Origin of the sequence: Pseudomonas taiwanensis (genome assembly GCF_013393345.1) — a bacterium.
GTDB classification, from domain to species: Bacteria; Pseudomonadota; Gammaproteobacteria; order Pseudomonadales; family Pseudomonadaceae; genus Metapseudomonas; species Metapseudomonas resinovorans_C.
The window spans coordinates 59,741-81,064 of the sequence record NZ_QJRF01000031.1 but is presented as its reverse complement, the minus strand read 5'-3'; the positions used below and the strand labels follow the sequence as shown (position 1 = coordinate 81,064).

Genomic DNA, 21,324 nt, shown 5'->3' with positions numbered 1-21,324 from the left:
AGCCAAGGCATTTGTTTGAAATAAACAACACGAATGCCTGAAATCCGCATGAGAACAGGTCATTTGGATGGTTCGTGATTGAAATTACGGACAGACGGGCGAGCGCTACTGGGCCCAGACCTGTTCTTTCAGGCACCCGGCCACATAGTCGAGAAAGCAGGTGATGCGCGAAGCCAGCGCGGTGTTGCGGTAGTAGACGGCGTTGATCGGCTGACGGTGCTCGACCGTCGCGTCGACGAGTACTTGCACGAGCCGGCCGGAAGCGCGGTCGGCATGGGTCATGAAGTCCGACAGGTAGACGATGCCGATACCCTCCAGTGCCAGTTGACGCAGGGTTTCGCCACTGGACGCCCTGACAGTCGGGGTGATCTGCAGGCTCTCTCCCTGGGCATGGCGCAGTGGCCAGAAGTTGAGGCTGTCCGGATGGGTGAAACCCAGCAGGCAGCATTGCTGCAATTCTTCCACTGTCTTCGGTGCGCCGTGGGCCGCCAGGTAGGCGGGGCTGGCCAGGATGCGCATGCGATTGCTGCCCAGAGGGCGGGCATGAAGGGAAGAATCTCGCAGGGTACCCAGGCGCAGGGCGATGTCGGTGCGGTGCTCGATCAGGTCGATGATCTGGTCGCTGGTGTGCAGTTCCAGTCCGATTTCCGGAAAGCGTTCACGAAATCCCGCCACCAGCGGCACCAGTACATGCAGCATGAAGGGCGAAGCGGCATTGACCCGCAGGCGGCCGGCCGGCTTCTGCCGACGCAGGGTCATCTGCTCCTCCGCTTCTTCCACCTGCGCGAGGATGCGTCGCGCCTGGCCCAGAAACACTTCGCCCTCCTCGGTCAGTTCCAGTCGGCGGGTGGTACGTCGCAGCAGGGTGACGTCGAGCTTGTCTTCCAGGCGGCTGAGTGCACGGCTGACGCCGGAGGCGGTCTGCGCCAGCTGCTCGGCGGCAGCCGTGATGGAGCCCGTGTCGACTACGGCGGTGAAGGCTTGGAGTTCGTCCAGGGTGGTTTTCATTCGTGACTTCCGAGCAAATATCCTGCCCTTGATAGCCGGGATTTTCACATGAGTCGAGTGGCGAAGCCTGGCTGGGATGGTGGATGTAAAAAGCGACATCCACCCTACCCACCGACTACCTCCGCTGCGCAGGGTGGATCAGGCTTCACCGATCCACCAACATGCGCAAGACGTCCGCGCACCATCAACACGCCGGGTGACGGGGCCAGCGGATGCAACTACCCTCCTCCTGATCTGCCAGGGAGAACTCCGCCCATGTCCATTCAACGCGCCTTGCCGCGACTTGCCTGCATCGCCGCACTCGCCCTGCTGGGTGCATGCACGCAGCAACAACAGCAACAACAGCCCGCCACGCCGCCAGCCGACCAACCCCAGGCCCCGGCGACTACGCCGCAGGACCAGCAAGCCAGCGAGTTCGAACGGATCAAGCAACAGGCCGGACGTGGCGACCCCGACGCGCAGTACCAACTCGGCAGCCTGTACTTCGTGGGCAAGCCGCAGAAGGACCTCAAGCAAGCCGAGTACTGGTGGAAGCAGGCTGCCGACAAGGGGCATTCCCAGTCGGCGTTCAGTCTCGCCTTCCTCTACACCGGCCGCGCCGATCCCGCCTTCGCCGACCAGCGCGCCATGCACAAGTACCTCGCCCAGTCCTCCGCCGCCGGCAATGCCATGGCGCAGCACGTGTTGGGCAGCATGTATGCCCAAGGCGCCGAAGGCCTGAAGCAGGACCCCAACCAGGCGCGCGCGTTGTTCCAGAGTGCGTGCGACAAGCAGTACGCACCGAGCTGCGAAGCGTTGAAAAAATTGCAGGCGAATTGAGCGCTTGGAGGAATGTTGGGCTTCGCACAGCTCAGCCACAACCTACGGCACCGAGCGGGCTCTTGTAGGTTGGGCAGAGCGCAGCGAAGCCCAACGTTGCGGCGCCTGTGACTGACCACGTTGGGCCTCGCAGGCTCGGACCAACCTACTGGGTCGCTGCGCGGCCCTTGGCGAATGAATTCGCCCCTACAAGGAAGCTCTTGTAGGTTGGTCAGAGCGGAGCGAAGCCCAACAATTCGCTGCATGAAAAGCAAGAAGCCCGGCATTGGCCGGGCTTCTTGCACGTCGATCAGAACCGGTAGTTGGCGCTGAGCTCCAGGGTACGGGGCGCGCCGGGGGTGATCAGGTCCACCGAGCCGTGGGCCGAGGCGTAGTAATCGCGGTCGAACACGTTGTGCAGACGCAGTGCCATGTCCCATTGCGGAAGGTTGTACAGCAGCGCCGCGTCGAAGGTCGTGTAGCTGGGCATCACGACCTTGTTGTCCAGTGCGGTGTAGCGGTCATCCACATAGTTGGCGCCCATGCCGAGACGCCATTCCGGGGTCAGCGAGCGCACCACCCAGAGGTTGGCGCTGTTGCGTGGGGTCAGGGTCGGGGTCTGACCTTCGTTGGGCACGCCATTGGTCTTGTTGGTGGACTTGGTGATTTCCGCGTCCAGGTACGCGTAGCCACCGTACACGTTCCACTTCTCGGTGATCTGGCCACTGAAGGTCGCTTCGAAACCGTCGGTACGCTGCTCACCGGCCAGCACCGTCAGGTTGGTGGTCGGGTCGGTGGTCTTCATGTTGGTGCGTTCGAGACGGAACACCGCGGCGGTAACCGAGAGACGGTTGTCGAGCAGATCCCACTTGGCGCCCACCTCGTAGTTGGTGGTTTCCTCGGGTTCGAGATGCTGGTTGGTCGGAGCCAGGGCGAACACTTCACCCGACGGCTGATAACCACGGCTCACCGAGGCGTAGTAGGACTGGATCTGATCCGGCTGGAAGACCAGGCCGGCACGCGGGCTCCAGGTCTTGTCGGTGCGATCGAGATCGACGTTCTGCACGCGATCGTCGTCGTACTCCTGGCCGAAGATGTCGTAGCGCACGCCGAGCAGGGCCTTCCACTGCGAGGTCAGCTCGATCAGGTCCTGCACGTAGAAGCCGGCGGTGTCCTGGAAGTTGGTGCCCTTGGACGACAGGCTGTTGGCGTGTTCCGGCACCGGAACCAGGGCGTCACGGTAGACAGGCACCTGGGCCACGTTGTTCTGGCTGAACACGCGCTGGTACTTGTCCTGGTGACCCAGTTCGACACCGTAGAGCAGGCTGTGCTGCATGCCGGCCAGTTGGGCCTGCTGCTTCAGTTCGGTCTGGTTGAACACACCGTATTCGTCACGCGCCACGTTGCCACGGTTCAGCTTCACCAGCAGCTCACCGTTGGGCGCGGTGACGAAGCGGGTCGGGCTGCTGTCGGCCAGGGTGTTGTTACGGTCCAGGTCGTAGCGGTAGTAGCGGGTGGTGTTGCTCAGCGTCAGCTCGTCGTTGATCCGGTAGTCCAGGCCGGCGGTGAAGGAAAACACCTCACTGCGGGCGTAATCCTGGTCCGCGTCGCCGGAGCCGAAGCGCTTCTCGCGATCGACGTGCACCGGACGATCGCCGAGTGCAGGAATACCGAAATCGATCAGGCGCTTGTCGTAGAGGTAGGTGGCCCCGAGGTTCAGCTCCAGGTCGTCGGAGAGCTTGAAGAAGGCGGACGGCGCGATGGCCTTGCGGTCGATGTAGCCGTCGTCGCGGAAGGTGTCGCTGTCTTCGAACGCACCAGTGACGCGGAATGCCTTGTCGCGCTGTTGCTGGTCGGCCCAGCCAGCATCGAACTGCGTGCGGCGCTTGCCTTCGCTGTCGAAGCTGACCCCCAGTTCATGCTTGGGATCGAAACCGGGTTTCTTGCTCACGCTGTTGATCAGGCCACCGGAAGAACCACGCCCGTAAAGCACCGCGGCCGGGCCCTTGATGACCTCGACGCGCTCGATGTTGGAGAGGTCGCGGAAGTACAGCGCATCGTCACGGATACCGTCGATGAACATGTCGCCGATGGCGCTGAAGCCGCGGATGGTGACCTGGTCGCGCTGGCCGTCACCGTTGGAAAGACCAATGCCGGGAACGTTTTTCAGGACGTCTTCCATCGACTGGGCGCCCTGATCCTTGATCACGCTCTCAGGCACCACGTTGACGGTCTGGGGAATGTCGCGCAGCGGCGCGTCGATCTTCAGCGCGCTGCGGCTCTCGGTGGCCTTGTAGCTTTGCTGCTCGTAAGCACTGGTCACTGAGGTCGCCGGAATGGCCAGCGCCTCTTTGGTTTCAGCCTGGACAGCGGGAATTACCAGCAGGCCCAGCATCGGCAGAGATGCCGGGGCAATACGCTTTCTAGCCACCACGAGTTCCTTGATCGTTGGAAGAAAGAACAAATGGTAACAATTAGCATTTGTAAATCAAATGTAAATAATTCGCGAATGGTAAATTTTACCGATTGATTTTCGTGGCATGTCGTGCAGCACCAGGCGCCATGCCATGGCAGCGCTTGAATGCTCGGCTGAAGGCCGCTTCCGACTGGTAGCCCAGACGCTCGGCCAAGACAGCGATGCCCATATCCCCTTCCTGCAACCAGCCCAGCGCGAGGTTCATGCGCCAGCGGGTGAGGTATTGCATGGCCGGTTCGCCCACCAGGGCGGTGAAGCGCGCGGCGAAGGCGGAGCGCGACATGGCGGCAGCCTCGGCCAGGGACACGAGACTCCAGTCGCGCGCCGGATCGCGGTGGATCAGGCCGATGGCGCGGCCGATCTGGCGGTCCTGCAAGGCACCGAGCCAGCCAGTCTGGGCGGCGGGGTCGCGCTCGATCCAGGCGCGAATGGCCTGGATCACCAGGATGTCGGCCAGTCGCGTCACCACCGTCTCGCCTCCAGGGCGCAGCGCACGGGCTTCGTCGCGCATGAAGCGCAAGGTGCCCTGCAACCAGTCGGCGTGCTCGGCGCTGGCCGCCTCCACATGCAGCAACGCCGGCAGCAAGCGCACCAGTTGCCGGGCCACCGGATGGTCGAAGCGGACCGCGCCGCAGACCAGGCTCACCGGCTCCCCACCGCCACCATGGCGGATGATCTCGTAGCGCTCGCTCAGGCACTCCCGTGGCAGGTCGAACAACGGCACCGCCGCCACACCCTTGCCGCTCAGCAGGCTATGGCCGTGACCATGGGGCACCAGCGCCAGGTCGCCTGCCCGCAGCAGCAGCGGTTCGTGCCCGCCCACGTCGAGCCAGCATTCGCCGGATGTCACCACATGGAACATCAGGCAGTCCTCCATCGGCGGCAGCCCCAGCCCCCAGGGCGCGGTGAATTCCGACGCGCAATAGAGCGTCCCGCTCATGCGCAGCAGGTGCAGCGCCTCGCCCAGGGGATCGCGGGATTGCCAGGGGGCGTTTGGGTCCATGGGCTTGCTCATCTCTGGACGAATGATCATGAATCATCGACCCAGAATCATTGTTCGTCCAGCACTCCCAGCCGAGACTTGAACCCAAGCGCGCAGGCATGTGCCGAACAGACAAGCGCGACCTGGAGGAAGAAATGATCACGGTAATGGGCGCCAGCGGACACACGGGCAAACGCATCGTCGAGCAACTGTTGAAAGCCGGTCAGCCGGTTCGCGCACTGGGTCGTTCGGCTGAACGCCTGGCCACGCTGAAGAACGCCGGAGCCGAGGTGATGGTGGGTGAGCCGAACGATGCGGCGTATCTGACGGAATCTTTCCACGGCGCCGAGGTGGTTTACACATTGCTGCCCTACGACCCATCGGTAACGGACTACATGGCGCAGCAGGCGGAGGTGGGCGAAGCCATCGTGAAGGCGATACGCGCCAGCGGCGTACGCCGCGTGGTAGCGCTTTCCAGCGTCGGTGCCGAACTGACTTCGGGCAACGGTCCCATCGCCAGCATGCATGAACAGGAAGGGCGACTGCGCGAACTGACGGGGGTGGATGTGCTGATCCTGCGTGCCGGGGCCTTCTTCGAAAACCTGCTACCGGCGCTGTACATGATCGAACAGCACGGCCTGGTGGCCGATGGCGTCGGCGCGGACGTGCCGGTGCCGATGATCGCCTCGAAGGATATCGCCGATGCGGCCCTCGCCGCGCTGCTCGACCGTGACTGGGCCGGGTTCCAGGTGCGCGAGCTATTGGGACAGCGGGACATCAGCTACGGCGAGGCCACACGCATCTTCGGCGAGCATCTGGGCCGGCCGGACCTGCCCTACGTTCAACTGCCCTATGGCGAAATGGCGGGGATGCTGCAGGAGGCAGGGTTCTCGGCCAATCTCGCCGAGCTCTATGCGGAACTGGCCCATGGCATCAACGAACGGACGGTGAAGTCGCTGGAAGGACGGCGTCCGGAAAACACCACGGCGACATCGTTCGAGGCGTTTGTGGCAGAGGTAGTGGGGTGACTGGCGCCTCACCCACAACGCAATCCAGCTCGCTTCTCCGTAGGGGGCGAATTCATTCGCGATGGGGGTTGGCTCGGCGCTGGCCTGTTCCCCCTCACCCCCGGCCCCCGCCCTGCGCCCCGGCCTGATCGCCTTCGCGCTCAGTCGCTCATCGGCACTGGAAGCGGTGCTTCCAAAAGCGTGCCTCTTCGCCCCTGAATGGAGAGGGGTGACTCGCGCCTGCAACGCCCTGCACCACTGACACCTTGGTCTGGCTGTGCACAAACCCTGTGGGGGCGAATTCATTCGCCAAGCAGGCCGCAGGGCTGCCTAGCTCTTGTGGGAGCGAATTCATTCGCGATGGGGAGCTAGCTCGGAGCTGGCCGGCCCCCCTCACCCCCGGCCCCTCTCCCTGAATGGAGAGGGGTGACTCTCGGGCCAACGGCGGCACAATCCTGTTGCCCCTCTCTGTGGGGGCGATTTCAATCGCTGTGCAGGACGCAGTCCTGCCGTCTGGCGCCGGACGATTCACGTCCCCACATCAGCTATTGGCGCAGGCGCTGGACTCTTTCAGGTAGGTCACGGATTTCTCTTCGCCCTGGGAATCGACGTAGGTCATCTTCGCCTGGATGGTTTCGCAGGTCACCGAGTTCGGTTCGTCGATGGAGATCACGCGGGCGACGTCCAGCGGCATGCCGTAGCTGTAGGGCACGGACTCGGCGGATTTAGCCGCGAAGACGCTGCCGCTGGCCAGGAAGGCGAGCAGCAAGGTGGTACTGGTGGCGATTGCACGGTTCATGGTGGTTCTCCTGTTTGCCTGGAAGGCCCCGGGCATCGCTGGCGATGCGCATTCGGCCGATGTGCCAATTCGACTCCAGGCAAGGCGCGGGAAAAAGACGCCTTTGCTGAAAGCGCTTTTCCGTGGCGCGCAACAATCTTCGCCGCCCGACGGTCATGCCCCTGCTTCTGGCCGGGTCTATCGTTCCCTGACCGGAAAACGGCCACCGCGAGGACGAGGCCATGAACACCAGTGATCTGCTCGAACAACTACTGCGGTCCGGCCAGGCCGGCGCAGCACAACGGGGCGGCGCAGGGATGGCGTCGCAGGACCCTCTGGGCGGGCTCGGTGGCCTGCTGGGCGGGCTCATGGGAGGTGGCGGCGGCGCCAATGCCGGACTGGGCGGCCTGCTCGGCGGCATCCTCGGTGGGGGCCAGAGCGGTGCCTCCATGGGCGGTGGTTCGATGGGCGGTGGTGGCGGGCGCGCCGGGGGACCGAATTACGCCGCGCTGGCGTCCCTCGGCATGATGGCTTTCCAGGCGTACCAGGCCTGGCAGCGCCAGCAATCTTCCGCACCCCAGCAGGCGATCAGCACGGTGGACCAGCTTTCCGGTGCCGAGGCCGATGACCACAGCCTGGCCATCCTCCGCGCACTGATCGCCGCGGCCAAGGCCGATGGTCGCATCGACGAGCAGGAAAAACAGACGATCTATGCCGAGATTTCCCGGCACACCGACGACCCACAATTGCAGGCGTGGCTGGACCAGGAAGTGCAACGGCCGCTGGACGCCGCCGAAGTGGCGCAGGCCGCATCGGACCCCGGCATGGCGGCCGAGATGTACCTGGCCAGCGTGATGCTGGTAGATGACCAGCAATCCGCCGAACGCGCCTACCTGGACGAACTGGCCTATCAGCTCAGGCTCGATCCGAACCTGCAGGCGCAGCTGGAGCAGCAGGCGCGCGGCACTGCCTAGGGCGTTACCTGGTAGCCGCGCTGCTGCAGGCAACTCGTATAAGCCGAGGACGCCGTGCTGCTGGCCTGCTCGTTGGTGCGGCGGTCCTGCCTGCGCTCCTGGCGCTGACGCGAACCACCGACCACGGCACCGGCCACCGCGGCGTCCTTGGCTTTCTCCTGCCGGTACTCCTTCTGCAGATCGTCATCGATGCGGTCGTAGTCGTTGCTGCGCGCCTGGCCAACAACGGCACCGGCCATGGCCCCCGTCGCGGCGCCCCGGACTCGACCGCCGCTCGGGTTGGAGGTAGTGGTGCTCGTGGAACTGCCGGCCTGGGCCTGGCAGTTGGCGATATCCTGCTGGACCTGCTGCTGGGTCTGCCCCTGCAACGGCACCACGGTTTCGGCGAAGGCGGGCAGGCAGATGAGCGAGGCGAGCAGGGTCCAGCGGCAAGGGGCGATGGAGATCATGGTGGTGAGGCTCTCGAGGGAAGTGGATGGGGCCGACGTGTCTCCGACCATGTCGTGTTCAGTCTGGTTCGGCTACGGGTGGCGCGACAGCGGCGCCGACCAATGGGCGCGACCCATCGGCTTCAGGTAGCCTTGCGCACCCGCTAACCTCCAAGCACGCCACCAACGAGCCCGTCCATGTCCGACCTGTCCCTCGACGAAATCGACCGCCAGCTGATCGCCGCGCTGCAGATCAACGCCCGCGAGAGCGTGGCCACGCTGGCCCGGCACCTGGGCATTGCGCGCACCACGGTGACTTCGCGACTGGCACGGCTGGAGAAGGCACAGGTCATCACCGGCTACGGCGTGCGCCTGGGCCGGCGCGTCGCCGATGGCGGCCTGCAGGCCTACGTGGGGATCACCGTGAAACCGCGCAGCGGCAAGGACGTGCTGCGGCGCCTGACCGGCATGGCGGAAGTACAGGTGCTCTGCGCGGTGAGCGGCGAGTTCGATTACGTCGCCTGGCTGCGCGCCGACTCCCCCGAGCGCCTCGACGAGTTGCTGGACCTGATCGGCAGCGTCGACGGGGTGGAGAAGACCACCACCTCGATCATCCTCAGTTGCAAGATCGACCGTGGCCAGCCGCTGGCGCCGCCGGCCACCTGACGCCGCCACGGCGCCCCCCCCGCTCAGAAGCGAGCCAGCCGGAAAGGCGCCAGATCCGGCACACCGTGCGACGCGCCCGCCGCTACCGGCAGCCCCGCCAGCCCGGCGATGTGCTCGGCGGTGATCGCTGCCTGAGTCAGCCCCAGGTGCTGGTGGCCAAAAGCGAGCAGCACCCGCCCCTCGCACACCCGGTCGATGATGGGCAGCGAGTCCGGCAGGGATGGCCGGAATCCCATCCAGGGGGTTGCCCCTTCGGCATTCAGTTCACGGCGGAACAGACCTTTGCCGAGGCGGAGCAACTGCCAGGCGCGTTCCATGTTCGGTGATCGCGCCAAGCCGGCGAACTCAACGGTGCCGGCCAGACGCAGGCCGTCGGCCATGGGCGACATGATGAACTTGCGCTCGAACGAGGTGACGGCGAACGGCAGTCGCCCGTGCTCCTGGGGCAACATCAGGTGATAGCCCCGCTCGGTATCCAGCGGTACCCGCTTGCCAGTCAACCCGGAGGTAAGACCGGCCGAATGGGCGCCGCAGGCAATCAAGACCTGGCGGGCCCGTACGCTGCCCTCCCCGGTGCTCAGCGCGACGCCATCCTCGGTCAACCGCCCACCGAGCATGCGCTGACGGAGGAAACGAACACCCGCCCTCTCGGCGGCAGTGGCTAGTTCGCAGACCACCCGGAACGGGTCGATGAAGTGCCCGGTACGGGGGAAGAACAACCCGCCGCGTATCCGCTCGTTCAAGTGGGGCGCGGCGTCGCGCACGGCGCCGGACTCCCAGAAATCCACCGGCACGCCCTGACCGGCCATGCGGGCCTGTAGCGCTTCGAGCGCCTGGCGGGATTCGGGGCGCTCGTACATCAGCAGGGAGCCGTCCTCCTTCAGCAGACCCGGACGGTCGATGGCCGCCAGCAGCCGTTGCCAGGCACCCAGGCTGGCTTCGTTGAGCCCGCGCAGTCCGGCGACTGTGCGCTGGAAGGGTGCCGGCCGCAGGTTGAGCAGCAGGCGCGTGAACCAGGGCAAGGCGAAGGGCAGGTACTTCCAGTCCAGACGCAGCGGGCCCATGGGGTCCATGAGCATCGCCGGCAGTCGCTTGAGGATCGACAGGTCGGCGATGGGAAAGACCTGCTCGGTGGCCAGGTGCCCGGCATTGCCGAACGAGGCGCCCTGCCCCGGCCCTTGCGGGTCGATGACCAGGACGTGCCTGCCCTTCCGGGCCAATTGCAGGGCGCAGGCGACACCGATGATGCCGGCGCCGACCACCGCGATATCGATCTCGGCCTGAGCGGGAACGGAAGCGTTTGCCATGGCGCTAGACCTCCCTCTCGCCATCGAGCAGACGCCGCAACCGCAAGGGATTGTCTTGCCTGAGCTCGGTGGGCAGCAGGCCATCCGGGAAGCCCTGATAGCAGACCGGCCGCAGGAAGCGGCGGATCGCGGCAGTGCCTACCGAGGTGCTGCGCGTGTCCGAGGTGGCCGGGAACGGGCCGCCGTGGACCATGGCGTCGCACACCTCGACGCCTGTCGGCCAGCCGTTGACCAGCACGCGGCCAGCCTTGAGCTCCAGGGTCGGCAGCAGGGCCCGGGCGGCGTCGAAGTCCGCCTCGTCCAGGTGCAGGGTCGTTGTGAGCTGGCCTTCGAAGTGCTCGGCGATTTCGCGTATCTGCTCCTCGTCGCGGCACTGCACGATCAGCGCGGCCGCACCGAAGACTTCGGCCTGCAATGCCGGGTCGGCCAGGAAGGCTTCGGCGCAGGTGACGAACAGTTGCGCCTGGCAGCGGTTGGGACCCTCGCCCGGCAGCCCGATGGCCACACGCCGTACCTCGGCGTGCCCGGCCAGCGCGCCGGCGCCGGATTCGAAGGCGCCGAAGATGCCCGGCGTGAGCATGGTCTGTGCCGGGCTGCTCTGCAGTTGCTTGGCAGCCGCCGCGATGAAGGCATCCAGTGCCGCGCCCCGGCGAGCGATCACCAGGCCAGGGTTGGTGCAAAACTGGCCGGCACCCTGGGTCAGCGAGGCGACGAAGCCCTGGGCCAGGCCCTCGCCACGGGCCTGCAAGGCGGCAGGAAGCAGGAACACCGGGTTGATCGAACTCATCTCCGCATACACCGGGATCGGTTCCGGCCGGGCCTGGGCCGCCCGACACAGGGCCAGGCCGCCGCTGCGCGAGCCAGTAAAGCCCACGGCCTTGATGCGCGGGTCGCTGACCAGGGCGATGCCCACCTCGCGCCCGGCACCGAACAGCAGCGAGAACACGCCCTCGGGCATGGCGCAACGCTCCGCGGCGCTGGCCACGGCACGCCCCACCAGTTCGCTGGTGCCGGGGTGTGCGCCATGGGCCTTGACCACCACCGGGCAGCCGGCCGCCAGCGCCGAGGCGGTGTCGCCGCCGGCCACGGAGAAGGCCAAGGGAAAGTTGCTGGCGCCGAACACCGCCACCGGTCCCAGAGGCACTTGGCGCTGGCGCAGGTCTGGCCTTGGCAGGGGCTGGCGATCCGGTTGGGCCGTGTCGACCCGCACATCCAGCCATTCGCCCGCCCGCACGGTACGGGCAAAGGTGCGCAGCTGTTGGCAGGTGCGGCCCCGCTCGCCCTGGATGCGCGCCTGGGGCAGCCCGGTTTCGGCCACAGCGCGCTGGATCAGTTCGTCCCCCAGCGCTTCGATCTCCTCGGCGATGGTTTCGAGGAATCCGGCGCGTGCCTCCAGCGAGGTTTCCCGGTAGCCGCCAAAGGCGGCCCAGGCCAGGGCGCAGGCCTGCTCCACCTTGGCCTGGCTGCCGCCCGGATAGGCGGGTTCGAGCGGGGTGCCGGTGGCGGGATCGATGGCGCGGATCGCTTCGCGGCTGCCAGTTACGGCCTGACGGCCGATCAGCATGTTGCCTGTCAGTTTCATGGTGCTTCCTGGGTGTGCGAGGTGCGCTCCGCCGCGGAGCGGGGGCTCCGCGGCGGGCCTGTGTCAGACGAGGTTCTGCTCCACCGACCAGTTGGCGTACCACTGGCGGAAGAGCGCGTACTGCTGCTCGGCGTAGCGGCGCTGGGAGTCGCTGAGCGCGTCGCTCTCGTTGAAGTGCAGGCTGTATTCGCGGTCGCCGTTGAGCACCATCAGGTACTTGTAGAACAGCACCAGGTCGCAGCCCTCGTCGAAGGACGACAACACGTCCAGCGCCGCGCTCAGCTCCAGGGCGAGGCGACGCGCGCGGGTATCGCCCTTGGCGGCCTGCCGGCTCAGCGCCACCAGCTGCAGCACCTCGCGTGGCAGCACGTTGCCGATGCCGGTGATGGTGCCGGTGGCGTTGCAGTTGACGTAGCCGTGGAACACTTGGGTATCCACGCCGGCCATGAGGATCACGTCGTCGTCACGGGAGGTGATGTGCTCGGCGGCGTAGCGCATGTCGGCGGCGCCGCCGAACTCCTTGAAGCCGATCAGGTTGGAGAACTGGCCGCGCAGTTCGAAGAACAGGTCGGCGCGGGTGGAGAAGCTGTAGTAGGGGCTGTTGTAGATCACCGCCGGCAGCGCGGGGGCGGCGCCGAGCACGGCGGAGAAGTGGGCCTTCTGCGCGGCCGGCGAAGCGGCGCGGGAGAGCAGGCGCGGGATCACCATGAGTCCGTGGGCACCCACCTTGGCGGCGTGCGCGGCATGGGCAACCGCCTCGCGGGTGCTGACCGCACCAGTGCCGACGATGGTGGGTACGCCGGCCTTCACCAGGCGCGCCACGCCTTCCTGGCGCTGGGCTTCGCTGAGCAGCGGCCAGTCGCCCATGGAACCGCAGTAGACCACCGCGCTCATGCCGATATCGATCAGCTCGCGGCCCTTGGCCACCAGGGCGTCGAAGTCCGGCGTGCGCTCGGCGGTGCAGGGTGTCATCAGGGCGGGAATGCAACCGGTGAAGATGCTGTCGTTCATTGTTCTGCTCCTTGGTGCAGGGGGATGAAGAAGGCGTGGAGACTCAGATGCCCCACGCAAAGGGGTCCTGTTCATCGATGAGCAGGGTGCTGTCGGCCGTCAGGTAAGCGCGGCCGGTGATGAAGGGACGGATGCGTTCTCCGTCCGTTTCGTAGCGGCCCTCGAAGCGGCTGCCAGTGATGCCGGCCTGGACCCAGGTCTGGCCGGGCGCGAGCTTTTCATCGGCGGCCAGGCACGCCAGTTTGGCGCTGGTGCCGGTGCCGCAGGGCGAGCGGTCGTAGGCCTTGCCCGGGCACATGACGAAGTTGCGGCTGTCAGCTTCGTCGTCATCGGCGAAGAGCTCGACGTGGTCGATCAACGCGCCGCCTTCACCGTGGATGCCTTGCGCTTCCAGTGCCCTGAGCATCGCCCAGGTGAACGCGGTCAGGGCTTCGACGTTGTCGAGTTGCAGCCGCTGGCCGTGTTCGGACACCAGGAAGAACCAGTTGCCGCCCCAGGCGATGTCGCCGTGGACAAGGCCGTGCCCGGGGACCTCGACCGGCACCTGCCGGCGGTACCGGTAGGCCGGTACGTTGCCGATGGTCACGGCACCGTCTTCATGCAGGGTGGCGCTGACCGTGCCCACCGGTGTGTCGATCCGGTGCTCGCCCGGGCCGATCAGCCCCAGGTGATGCAGGGAGGCGACCAGGCCGATGGTGCCGTGGCCGCACATGCCGAGGTAGCCGGCGTTGTTGAAGAAGATCACCCCGCACGTGGCGCCGGGTGATACCGGCGGGCGGTACAGGGCGCCCACCAGTACGTCGTTGCCCCGTGGTTCGAGCAGGCAGGCTCGACGCCATTGGTCATGCCGCTCGCGCAGTGCATCGCGCTGCTCGGCCAGGGTAGCGCCGGCCGGTTCGGGAAAGCCTTTCATCACCAGGCGGGTGGGTTCACCGCCGGTGTGGGAGTCGATGACGTGTATGCGCTTCATGAGCTGGTCCATTCAGTGGCCGGGTAAGGTTCGGGGAACTTGCTAGGCCATCAGCCGCTCGATGTCGTCCAGCAGGGCTCGCCCCACCCAGACGCCATCACGCTCGCTGCGTTGGCGGGCCGCGAAACGTCGCTGAGACGGCAGGCGTGCCCCCTGGTCGGTGATGGCGGCGAACAGTTGCTCGGCACGCCGTTGGCCGTCTTCCATCGCGCCGCCGAGGAAGCGGGCGGGGTCGAAGGCCAGCAGCAGCTCGCCGTGGCAGGGCGTAGCGCCGGCACCCGCATCAAAGGCCAGGGATTCGGCGCTGGTCATGTCGCCGATCAGCGCACCGGCCATGAGCTCGATCATGGCGGCGAGCGCCGAGCCTTTGTGTCCGCCGAAGGTCTGCATGGCACCCTCCAGCGCGGCCCGCGCATCGGTGGTGGGTAGTCCCTCGGCATCCAGGCCCCACCCCAGGGGAATGGGCTTGCCCTGGCGGGCGTGCAGCTCGATATCGCCCCGCGCGATGGCGCTGGTGGCGAAATCGAAGACGAAGGGCTCGCGGCCATTCCGGGGCCAGGCGAACGCCAAGGGGTTGGTGCCGAACACGCCCCTGCTGCCACCCTCCGGCGCCACCCAGGCGTGGCTGGGGGTCATGGCCAGCCCGACCAGCCCTTCGGCGGCAATGGCTTCCACCTCCGGCCAAAGCGCGGAAAAGTGGAAGCAGTTGCGGATCACCAGAGCGGCGACGCCCAATTCACGGGCCTGTTCCACCAGCAGCGGCAGGCCACTCTGAAACGCCAGCAGCGAATAGCCTCGGTGGGCGTCGACGCTGACGACGGCGGGCGCGGGCCGGCTCAGCGTCGGGCGTGCCAGCGGGTCGATCTTGCCGGAGCGCAGCGAATGCACGCACACCAGGACTCGGTAGAGGCCATGGGAGTGGCACTCGTCGCGCTGCCCCCGGGTGATGGTGTCGGCAATGGCGCGGGCATGGTCCTCGCCCATACCGTTATGGGTCAGTGCGCGCGTCGCCAGGGCATGGACCTGGTCGAGGCTGAGGTTGATGAGGTCGCTCATATCCGTACTCCTTTCGCTGGACATCAGGACGAGGCCTGGGTGCGGGCCGTGGCCGGATGCAGGCCCGTCTCGGTGTCGGCGCCCTCTTCGCTTTCATCCTCTCCACTGAGAACGATCAGATGAGCCGGCACGCCGGTGGCTGCGCCCCAGTAGTAGATGGCGGTGGCGCAGGCGGCCACGACGAGGGTGTCGAACGGATGGCCGAGCACGCCCAGGCCGCCGAAACTGCCGAGCCAGGAGAGCAGCAGGGTGGTGGCGTAGAAGCCGATCAACCACGCGGACGAGCGCACCTGCTGGGCGATGCTCAGGTGCTCGGTGGGTACGAAGCGCCGGCACAGCAGGTAGATCACGAACATCAGGATCTGCAGGCCCAGCAGCCAGGAAACGGTGCTCCAGCCTGACCAGTAGACGATCAGCGCAGCGATGACGAAGGACAGCGGCCCCATCACGCCCAGGCCCCTTACCCGGAACGGACGCGGCATATCGGGAGCATTGCGGCGCAGGGCAGCGACGGTCACCGGTGCAACGGCATAGCTCAGCACCAGCGCGGCCGACACCACGTTGATCAGGGCCTCCCAGGAGGGGAACGGCAGGGTCCAGAACACCGACAGGGCGAAGGTCAGCCAGAGCGCCGGGCGCGGGATGCCAGACTGTTCGTCGATGCGGGTGAAGATCCTGAAGAAGGTGCCGGTCTGCGCCCAGCCATAGACGACCCGAGGCGTGGCATTCATGTAGATGTTGCCGCAACCGCTGGGTGAGATCACCGCATCGGCGACCACCAGGTAGGCCAGCCAGCCCACACCGAGGACCAGGGCGATGTCCCTGTACGGCAGGGCGAACTCTTTGGAGATACCGGCCCAGCCGTTGGCCAGCATTTCCGTGGGCACGGCACCGAGGAAGGCCAGTTGCAACAGCACATAGATGGCGGTGGAGAGCAGGACCGAGAGGATCAGCGCGATGGGGATAGTGCGCTGCGGGTTCTTCACCTCGCTGGCCACCGAGATGATCGGCGTGAGCCCCAGGTAGGCGAAGATGATGCCACCCGCCGAGACCGCCATCTCAATGCCCGAAAGGCCGAAGGGCGCGAAGCCCTGGACTGCGAAGTTCTCCGGTTTGAAGAAGGCGAACAGCACGCCGATGACCAGCAGCGGCACGATGAACTTGAACACGCTGACCAGGTTGTTGGCCCTGGCGAAAGTCTTGACGCTGCGGTAGTTGAGCCAGAAGAACAGGCACAGCAGGCCGAACTGCACGAACCAGCCGAGGATGGTCGGGGCGCTGGAGCCCGGCTCGGTCAGCGACGGGAACCAGGCCGCGGCGTACTGGCGGGAGGCGACCACTTCGATCGCCACCAGGCTGGAGAAGGCAATCAGGGTGATGAACCCCATCAGGTAGCCCAGCAGCGGGCCATGGGAGAACACCGGATACCGCACCACGCCGCCGGCACGCGGCAGCGCTGCACCCAGTTCGCAGTAGATGATGCCGAGCAGCAGTACGGCGAACCCGCCGAGGAACCAGGAGATGATCCCCGCCGGTCCGGCGATCGCCGAGACGTGGCTGGCCGCGAATAGCCAACCGGAGCCGAAGATGGCCCCTAGACCGATGAAGGTCAGGTCCATCAACGAGAGCTGCTTCTTGAATTTTCCAGACATGGCGTCGCCTTCTTGTGAGTTATTGGACGGGCTGGTGGATCGCCATTCGGGGCTTGGATCGGCGTGTGAATGCTGCCCCTTGGTGAGTGCGTATTCCCTGGATTCGCCGACCGGGGCGATGGCCATAGAGTGGACGGGCGGCGCGCCTTCGCGCTTGATGCCTTTCCCCGCTTCGGGTGACGAAATCAGCACAGTCCGGACAGCCGCGCAGCCCGTTCCGGTTGGCGCTCGACAGGCCGCTGGCCCTGGGGCAAGCTGCCGGCTGGGCATCGCCGGCCAACCTTGGGGAGGATGGAAATGATGTCGCGTAGCGCACTTGCGGCACTCTGCTCAGAGAGCGACCTGAAGCGCCCCGAAACCATGGATGAACTGCTGGCGAGCGTGCAGATGCTGCTGCCGATGCTGGATGCGATCTCCAGCGCGGCGATCTTCATCAAGGACGCCCAGGCCCGTTACGTAATGGCCAATCGCACGCTGGTCCAGCGCTGTGGCGTGAAGCCTCTTCTGGGCAAGACCAGCGCCGAGGTGTTCCCCGCACAATTCGGCCCTGGCTACACCGAGCAGGACCGGCGGGTGCTGGAACAGGGCCAGGTGTTGGAAGACCAATTGGAACTGCACCTGTATGGCAGCCGGGAGCCGGGCTGGTGCCTGACGCACAAGCGCCCCCTGCATAGTCGCGCAGGCGAGATCATCGGCCTGGCGGGCATCTCGATGGATCTGCAGTCCGCGAGCCATACGCACCCGGCCTATGAGCGTCTCGCCGCAGTGGACGAGCACATCCGCACGCACTTCCACGAGCCCATCACCCTGGACACGCTGACGCGGATCGCCGGCATCTCCGTCGCCCAACTGGAACGCTACTGCAAGCGTGTGTTCCACCTGACGCCACGACAGATGATCAACAAGGTGCGGCTCGAGCACGCCCATCGCCTGTTGCAGACCGATCTGCCGATCACGGAAGTCGCCCTGCAGTGCGGCTACACCGACCACAGCGCATTCAGCCGGCAGTTCAAGCTGCTGACCGGGTTCACACCCCGGCAGTATCGGCAAGCGACCGCGGCCAGCAGATAGCGCCATGGGCAGGTGCAGCCCTTCGCGAGCAAGCTCAGCCTACGGCTTCTTCTCTCCGCGACTAGCCTGAGGAAGGGACGCGTGAAGCATATTCGTCACTATTAACTTTTCTATCGTCACTTTGTATTACCAGCGCTCCAAATGACGACACTTTGCGTCTTATGGACGAAAACGACGCTCCCTAGAATGGCCCCACCGCGCCCAACGGGCCGCTCTCCCACAAGCCTTCAAGGTCCAGCATGAACAACAACAATCGCCACCCCGCCGACGGCAAGAAACCCATCACCATCTTCGGTCCGGACTTCCCCTTCGCCTTCGATGACTGGATCGAACATCCTGCGGGCCTGGGGAGCATCCCGGCCGAACAGCATGGTGCCGAGGTGGCCATCGTCGGCGCCGGTATCGCCGGGCTGGTGGCGGCTTACGAGTTGATGAAGCTGGGCCTGAAACCCGTGGTGTACGAAGCTTCGAAAATGGGCGGGCGCCTGCGTTCGCAGACCTTCGAAGGCACCGACGGCATCATCGCGGAGCTGGGCGGCATGCGTTTCCCGGCGTCCTCCACCGCCTTCTACCACTACGTGGACATGCTCGGCCTCAAGACCCAGCCCTTCCCCAACCCGCTGACCCCAGCTTCGGGCAGCACGGTGATCGATCTCGAAGGCAAGACCTACTACGCCGAGAAGATGGCCGACCTGCCGGCGCTGTTCCAGGAAGTGGCCGACGCCTGGGCCGATGCGCTGGAGGACGGCGCCCGCTTCGGCGACATCCAGCAGGCCATCCGCGACCGCGATGTGAAACGCCTGAAGGAGCTGTGGGACACCCTGGTACCGCTGTGGGACGACCGCACCTTCTACGACTTCGTGGCCAGCTCCAAGGCTTTCGCCAAGCTGTCCTTCCATCACCGCGAAGTGTTCGGTCAGGTGGGCTTCGGCACCGGCGGCTGGGACTCGGACTTCCCCAACTCGATGTTGGAAATCTTCCGCGTGGTGATGACCGCCTGCGACGACAACCAGCACCTGATCGTCGGCGGCGTGCAACAGGTTCCCATGGGCATCTGGCGCCACGTCCCCGAGAAATGCGTGCATTGGCCGGCGGGCACCAGCCTCGCGTCCCTGCACAACGGCGCCCCGCGTCCAGGCGTGAAGCGCATCGCCCGGGCCGCCGATGGCAGCCTCGCCGTCACCGACAACTGGGGTGACACCCGCCATTACGCTGCCGTGCTCGCCACCTGCCAGAGCTGGCTGCTGACCACCCAGATCGAGTGCGAGGAATCGCTGTTCTCGCAGAAGATGTGGATGGCCCTGGACCGCACCCGCTACATGCAGTCGTCCAAGACCTTCGTGATGGTCGACCGCCCGTTCTGGAAGGACAAGAATCCGGAAACCGGCCGCGACACCCTGAGCATGACCCTCACCGACCGCCTCACTCGCGGCACCTACCTGTTCGACAACGGCGACGACAAACCGGGCGTGATCTGCCTGTCCTACTCGTGGATGAGCGACGCGCTGAAAATGCTGCCGCACCCGGTGGAGAAGCGCGTGAAGCTGGCCCTGGATGCGCTGAAGAAGATCTACCCGGACGTGGACATCGCCGGCCACATCATCGGCGACCCGATCACCATTTCCTGGGAGTCCGACCCGCACTTCCTCGGCGCCTTCAAGGGCGCGCTGCCGGGCCACTACCGCTACAACCAGCGCATGTACGCGCACTTCGTGCAGGACGACATGCCCGCCGAACAGCGCGGCATCTTCATCGCCGGTGACGACGTGTCCTGGACCCCGGCCTGGGTGGAAGGCGCGGTGCAGACCTCGCTCAACGCGGTCTGGGGCATCATGAAGCACTTCGGTGGCAGCACCTCGCCCGAGAACCCCGGCCCCGGCGACTGCTTCGCCGAACTCGGCCCCATCGCCCTGCCGGACTGAGCCAGGAGACGCTCCATGCGCATCGCCCTCTTCCAATGCCCACCGCTGCCGCGCGACCCGGCGGCCAACCTCGATCGCCTGCAGCTGCGGGCGGCCGAGGCGGCCCGACGCGGCGCACAGCTGCTGGTCACGCCGGAGATGTACCTCAGCGGCTACAACATCGGCGCGGAAGCGGTCAGCGCCCTGGCCGAACCCTGCGACGGCGCCTGGGCCGGACGGATTGCCGAGATCGCCCGCGAGCAGGGTATCGCCATCCTCTATGGCTATCCGGAACGTAGCGTCGAAGGCGCCATCTTCAATTCCGTGCAACTGATCGACGCCCAGGGCCAGCGCCTGGGCAACTACCGCAAGACCCACCTCTTCGGTGAGCTGGACAGGAGCATGTTCAGCGCCGGCGGCGACGACTATCCGCTGGTGGAATTGCACGGCTGGAAGCTGGGCATGCTGATCTGCTACGACGTGGAGTTCCCCGAGAACGTGCGGCGCCTGGCCCTGGCCGGCGCTGACGCGATACTGGTGCCGACCGCCAACATGGAGCCGTACGATTTCGTCTGCGATGTGCTTGTCCGCACCCGCGCCTTCGAGAGCCAGTGCTACCTGGCCTATGCCAACTACTGCGGTGGTGAAGGGGAAATCCGCTACTGCGGTCTCTCCAGCGTGTGCGCGCCGGACGGCAGCCAGGCCGCGATCTGCGGCCGCGAGGAAACCCTGGCCTTCGCCGACCTCAAGCGGGACAAGCTGGAAGCCTCGCGGGCAGGGCTCACCTACCTCCGGGATCGGCGGGCGGAGTTGTATCGCCCTCTGACCTGAGTCCGTAAAGCCCTTGTGGGGGCGAATTCATTCGCTTGGGGTAGCGAAGCTGCCCTGCGATCTCGAAGGGCAGACCTGCGGCCTGCTTAGCGAATGAATTCGCCCCCACAGGCGTGTCCACTCAAGTCAGCGCGGCATGCGGCCCCGTGAGGTAATCCAGCAGGCGGAACAGGGTGGGCGCCAGGGCGCTGCAATGGGGGAAGCCGTCGCGGATGGCGGCCGCATCCTCCACTGAGCCGGGTAGCTCCAGATCCGCCGCGCAGGCCTCCAACATCGCCTCGATGATTTCCGGCGTGCTTTCCAGATGGCATTGCAAGCCGATGGCGCGCTCTTCCCAGACGAATCCCTGATTGGCGCAAGCCGCCGAACCGTAGAGAGGAATCGCACCGGGCGCCAGATCGAAGGTTTCGCCGTGCCAGTGCATCGCCAGCAGGCGCTGGGGCAACATGCGGCCCAGCGGGGAGCGATCCGCTTCGGGGCGTTTTTCCATGGGCCACCAGCCGATCTCCGCTTCGCCTTTGCGCACCTCGGCCCCCAGGGCCTGAGCCAGGAGCTGGCCGCCCAGGCAGATGCCGAGTATCCGCTTGCCGGCATCCAGTGACATTCGGATCAGCTTCTTCTCAGCCTTGAGCCAGGGCAGTGCTTCCTCGTCATGCACGCTCATGGGACCTCCCATGACGACCAGCAGGTCGAAGTCGTCCAGCCTGGGCAGGCACGCATCAGCGTAAAGATTGAACACCTGCACCTTGGCGGCGCGCAGATCGAGCCACTGCTGGATGCGGCCGGGGCCTTCAAAGGGGGCATGCTGCAGGGTGGCAATGCGCAT

General features: G+C 65.9%; 19 protein-coding genes. 7 read left to right on the top strand and 12 right to left on the bottom strand.

What is annotated here, in order from left to right; genetic code table 11:
- Positions 1-105: 105 nt before the first annotated feature.
- Positions 106-1,008 (bottom strand): LysR family transcriptional regulator, encoded by a 903-nt coding sequence (locus tag DM872_RS03090; protein WP_179058076.1) that lies wholly within the window; start codon positions 1,006-1,008, stop codon positions 106-108.
- 255 nt (positions 1,009-1,263) lie between these two features.
- Between DM872_RS03090 and DM872_RS03085 the strand changes: the two genes are divergently transcribed.
- Positions 1,264-1,827 (top strand): tetratricopeptide repeat protein, encoded by a 564-nt coding sequence (locus DM872_RS03085; protein ID WP_179058075.1) that lies wholly within the window; start codon positions 1,264-1,266, stop codon positions 1,825-1,827.
- A gap of 289 nt (positions 1,828-2,116) precedes the next feature.
- Here the strand turns inward: DM872_RS03085 and DM872_RS03080 are convergent, their stop codons facing one another.
- Together DM872_RS03080 and DM872_RS03075 are read right to left on the bottom strand one after the other, a co-directional pair.
- Positions 2,117-4,201 (bottom strand): TonB-dependent receptor, encoded by a 2,085-nt coding sequence (locus tag DM872_RS03080; RefSeq protein ID WP_179058149.1) that lies wholly within the window; start codon positions 4,199-4,201, stop codon positions 2,117-2,119.
- 124 nt (positions 4,202-4,325) lie between these two features.
- On the bottom strand, positions 4,326-5,285 hold the full coding sequence (locus DM872_RS03075; protein ID WP_179058074.1) for an AraC family transcriptional regulator: 960 nt from the start codon (positions 5,283-5,285) through the stop codon (positions 4,326-4,328).
- Positions 5,286-5,383: 98 nt separating this feature from the next.
- Between DM872_RS03075 and DM872_RS03070 the strand changes: the two genes are divergently transcribed.
- Entirely contained in the window at positions 5,384-6,292 is a 909-nt protein-coding gene (locus DM872_RS03070) for an NmrA family NAD(P)-binding protein (protein WP_256873278.1), read from the top strand.
- A gap of 520 nt (positions 6,293-6,812) precedes the next feature.
- Here the strand turns inward: DM872_RS03070 and DM872_RS03065 are convergent.
- Positions 6,813-7,070 (bottom strand): DUF2790 domain-containing protein, encoded by a 258-nt coding sequence (locus DM872_RS03065; RefSeq protein ID WP_179058073.1) that lies wholly within the window; start codon positions 7,068-7,070, stop codon positions 6,813-6,815.
- Positions 7,071-7,291: 221 nt separating this feature from the next.
- Between DM872_RS03065 and DM872_RS03060 the strand changes: the two genes are divergently transcribed.
- Entirely contained in the window at positions 7,292-8,023 is a 732-nt protein-coding gene (locus tag DM872_RS03060; protein WP_179058072.1) for a tellurite resistance TerB family protein, read from the top strand.
- On the opposite strand, the gene DM872_RS03055 is transcribed toward DM872_RS03060, so the two are convergent.
- Positions 8,020-8,472 carry a YMGG-like glycine zipper-containing protein gene (locus tag DM872_RS03055; protein ID WP_179058071.1) on the bottom strand — a complete coding sequence of 151 codons (453 nt, stop codon included), beginning with the start codon at positions 8,470-8,472 and terminating at the stop codon, positions 8,020-8,022. The two genes, DM872_RS03060 and DM872_RS03055, sit on opposite strands and share 4 nt — an antisense overlap.
- A gap of 177 nt (positions 8,473-8,649) precedes the next feature.
- Between DM872_RS03055 and DM872_RS03050 the strand changes: the two genes are divergently transcribed.
- Complete coding sequence (locus tag DM872_RS03050; RefSeq protein WP_179058070.1) at positions 8,650-9,117, top strand: Lrp/AsnC family transcriptional regulator; 468 nt, start codon at positions 8,650-8,652, stop codon at positions 9,115-9,117.
- 23 nt (positions 9,118-9,140) lie between these two features.
- On the opposite strand, the gene DM872_RS03045 is transcribed toward DM872_RS03050, so the two are convergent.
- From DM872_RS03045 to DM872_RS03020, 6 genes are all read right to left on the bottom strand, one after another.
- Positions 9,141-10,424 (bottom strand): NAD(P)/FAD-dependent oxidoreductase, encoded by a 1,284-nt coding sequence (locus DM872_RS03045; protein ID WP_179058069.1) that lies wholly within the window; start codon positions 10,422-10,424, stop codon positions 9,141-9,143.
- A gap of 4 nt (positions 10,425-10,428) precedes the next feature.
- Positions 10,429-12,006 (bottom strand): aldehyde dehydrogenase (NADP(+)), encoded by a 1,578-nt coding sequence (locus DM872_RS03040; protein WP_179058068.1) that lies wholly within the window; start codon positions 12,004-12,006, stop codon positions 10,429-10,431.
- A gap of 63 nt (positions 12,007-12,069) precedes the next feature.
- Positions 12,070-13,017 carry a dihydrodipicolinate synthase family protein gene (locus tag DM872_RS03035; protein ID WP_179058067.1) on the bottom strand — a complete coding sequence of 316 codons (948 nt, stop codon included), beginning with the start codon at positions 13,015-13,017 and terminating at the stop codon, positions 12,070-12,072.
- Positions 13,018-13,060: 43 nt separating this feature from the next.
- A complete protein-coding gene (locus DM872_RS03030; protein WP_179058066.1) occupies positions 13,061-13,987 on the bottom strand; it encodes a 4-hydroxyproline epimerase in 927 nt (308 codons plus the stop codon).
- Positions 13,988-14,029: 42 nt separating this feature from the next.
- Positions 14,030-15,043, bottom strand: coding sequence for an Ldh family oxidoreductase (locus DM872_RS03025; protein WP_179058065.1), 1,014 nt, complete (start codon positions 15,041-15,043; stop codon positions 14,030-14,032).
- A 23-nt stretch (positions 15,044-15,066) separates the two neighbouring features.
- Positions 15,067-16,695, bottom strand: a complete 1,629-nt coding sequence (locus DM872_RS03020; RefSeq protein ID WP_179058064.1) for an APC family permease — start codon at positions 16,693-16,695, stop codon at positions 15,067-15,069.
- Positions 16,696-16,995: 300 nt separating this feature from the next.
- Here DM872_RS03020 and DM872_RS03015 point away from each other — a divergent pair, with 300 nt between their 5' ends.
- The 3 genes from DM872_RS03015 (at position 16,996) to DM872_RS03005 (ending at position 20,498) form a co-directional block, all read left to right on the top strand.
- Positions 16,996-17,766 carry an AraC family transcriptional regulator gene (locus DM872_RS03015; RefSeq protein WP_179058147.1) on the top strand — a complete coding sequence of 257 codons (771 nt, stop codon included), beginning with the start codon at positions 16,996-16,998 and terminating at the stop codon, positions 17,764-17,766.
- Between the two features lie 239 nt (positions 17,767-18,005).
- Positions 18,006-19,688 (top strand): flavin monoamine oxidase family protein, encoded by a 1,683-nt coding sequence (locus DM872_RS03010; RefSeq protein WP_179058063.1) that lies wholly within the window; start codon positions 18,006-18,008, stop codon positions 19,686-19,688.
- A gap of 15 nt (positions 19,689-19,703) precedes the next feature.
- Entirely contained in the window at positions 19,704-20,498 is a 795-nt protein-coding gene (locus DM872_RS03005) for a carbon-nitrogen hydrolase family protein (RefSeq protein WP_179058062.1), read from the top strand.
- A 121-nt stretch (positions 20,499-20,619) separates the two neighbouring features.
- On the opposite strand, the gene DM872_RS03000 is transcribed toward DM872_RS03005, so the two are convergent.
- Positions 20,620-21,324 carry a type 1 glutamine amidotransferase gene (locus DM872_RS03000; RefSeq protein ID WP_179058061.1) on the bottom strand — a complete coding sequence of 235 codons (705 nt, stop codon included), beginning with the start codon at positions 21,322-21,324 and terminating at the stop codon, positions 20,620-20,622.

What these genes read in the sequence shown, in the direction of transcription:
- DM872_RS03090 (WP_179058076.1), bottom strand. Translation starts at nt 1,008, where the DNA reads ATGAAAACCACCCTGGACGAACTCCAAGCCTTCACCGCCGTAGTCGAC.
- DM872_RS03085 (WP_179058075.1), top strand. Translation starts at nt 1,264, where the DNA reads ATGTCCATTCAACGCGCCTTGCCGCGACTTGCCTGCATCGCCGCACTC.
- DM872_RS03080 (WP_179058149.1), bottom strand. Translation starts at nt 4,201, where the DNA reads ATGCTGGGCCTGCTGGTAATTCCCGCTGTCCAGGCTGAAACCAAAGAG.
- DM872_RS03075 (WP_179058074.1), bottom strand. Translation starts at nt 5,285, where the DNA reads ATGGACCCAAACGCCCCCTGGCAATCCCGCGATCCCCTGGGCGAGGCG.
- DM872_RS03070 (WP_256873278.1), top strand. Translation starts at nt 5,384, where the DNA reads ATGTGCCGAACAGACAAGCGCGACCTGGAGGAAGAAATGATCACGGTA.
- DM872_RS03065 (WP_179058073.1), bottom strand. Translation starts at nt 7,070, where the DNA reads ATGAACCGTGCAATCGCCACCAGTACCACCTTGCTGCTCGCCTTCCTG.
- DM872_RS03060 (WP_179058072.1), top strand. Translation starts at nt 7,292, where the DNA reads ATGAACACCAGTGATCTGCTCGAACAACTACTGCGGTCCGGCCAGGCC.
- DM872_RS03055 (WP_179058071.1), bottom strand. Translation starts at nt 8,472, where the DNA reads ATGATCTCCATCGCCCCTTGCCGCTGGACCCTGCTCGCCTCGCTCATC.
- DM872_RS03050 (WP_179058070.1), top strand. Translation starts at nt 8,650, where the DNA reads ATGTCCGACCTGTCCCTCGACGAAATCGACCGCCAGCTGATCGCCGCG.
- DM872_RS03045 (WP_179058069.1), bottom strand. Translation starts at nt 10,424, where the DNA reads ATGGCAAACGCTTCCGTTCCCGCTCAGGCCGAGATCGATATCGCGGTG.
- DM872_RS03040 (WP_179058068.1), bottom strand. Translation starts at nt 12,006, where the DNA reads ATGAAACTGACAGGCAACATGCTGATCGGCCGTCAGGCCGTAACTGGC.
- DM872_RS03035 (WP_179058067.1), bottom strand. Translation starts at nt 13,017, where the DNA reads ATGAACGACAGCATCTTCACCGGTTGCATTCCCGCCCTGATGACACCC.
- DM872_RS03030 (WP_179058066.1), bottom strand. Translation starts at nt 13,987, where the DNA reads ATGAAGCGCATACACGTCATCGACTCCCACACCGGCGGTGAACCCACC.
- DM872_RS03025 (WP_179058065.1), bottom strand. Translation starts at nt 15,043, where the DNA reads ATGAGCGACCTCATCAACCTCAGCCTCGACCAGGTCCATGCCCTGGCG.
- DM872_RS03020 (WP_179058064.1), bottom strand. Translation starts at nt 16,695, where the DNA reads ATGTCTGGAAAATTCAAGAAGCAGCTCTCGTTGATGGACCTGACCTTC.
- DM872_RS03015 (WP_179058147.1), top strand. Translation starts at nt 16,996, where the DNA reads ATGTCGCGTAGCGCACTTGCGGCACTCTGCTCAGAGAGCGACCTGAAG.
- DM872_RS03010 (WP_179058063.1), top strand. Translation starts at nt 18,006, where the DNA reads ATGAACAACAACAATCGCCACCCCGCCGACGGCAAGAAACCCATCACC.
- DM872_RS03005 (WP_179058062.1), top strand. Translation starts at nt 19,704, where the DNA reads ATGCGCATCGCCCTCTTCCAATGCCCACCGCTGCCGCGCGACCCGGCG.
- DM872_RS03000 (WP_179058061.1), bottom strand. Translation starts at nt 21,324, where the DNA reads ATGCGCATTGCCACCCTGCAGCATGCCCCCTTTGAAGGCCCCGGCCGC.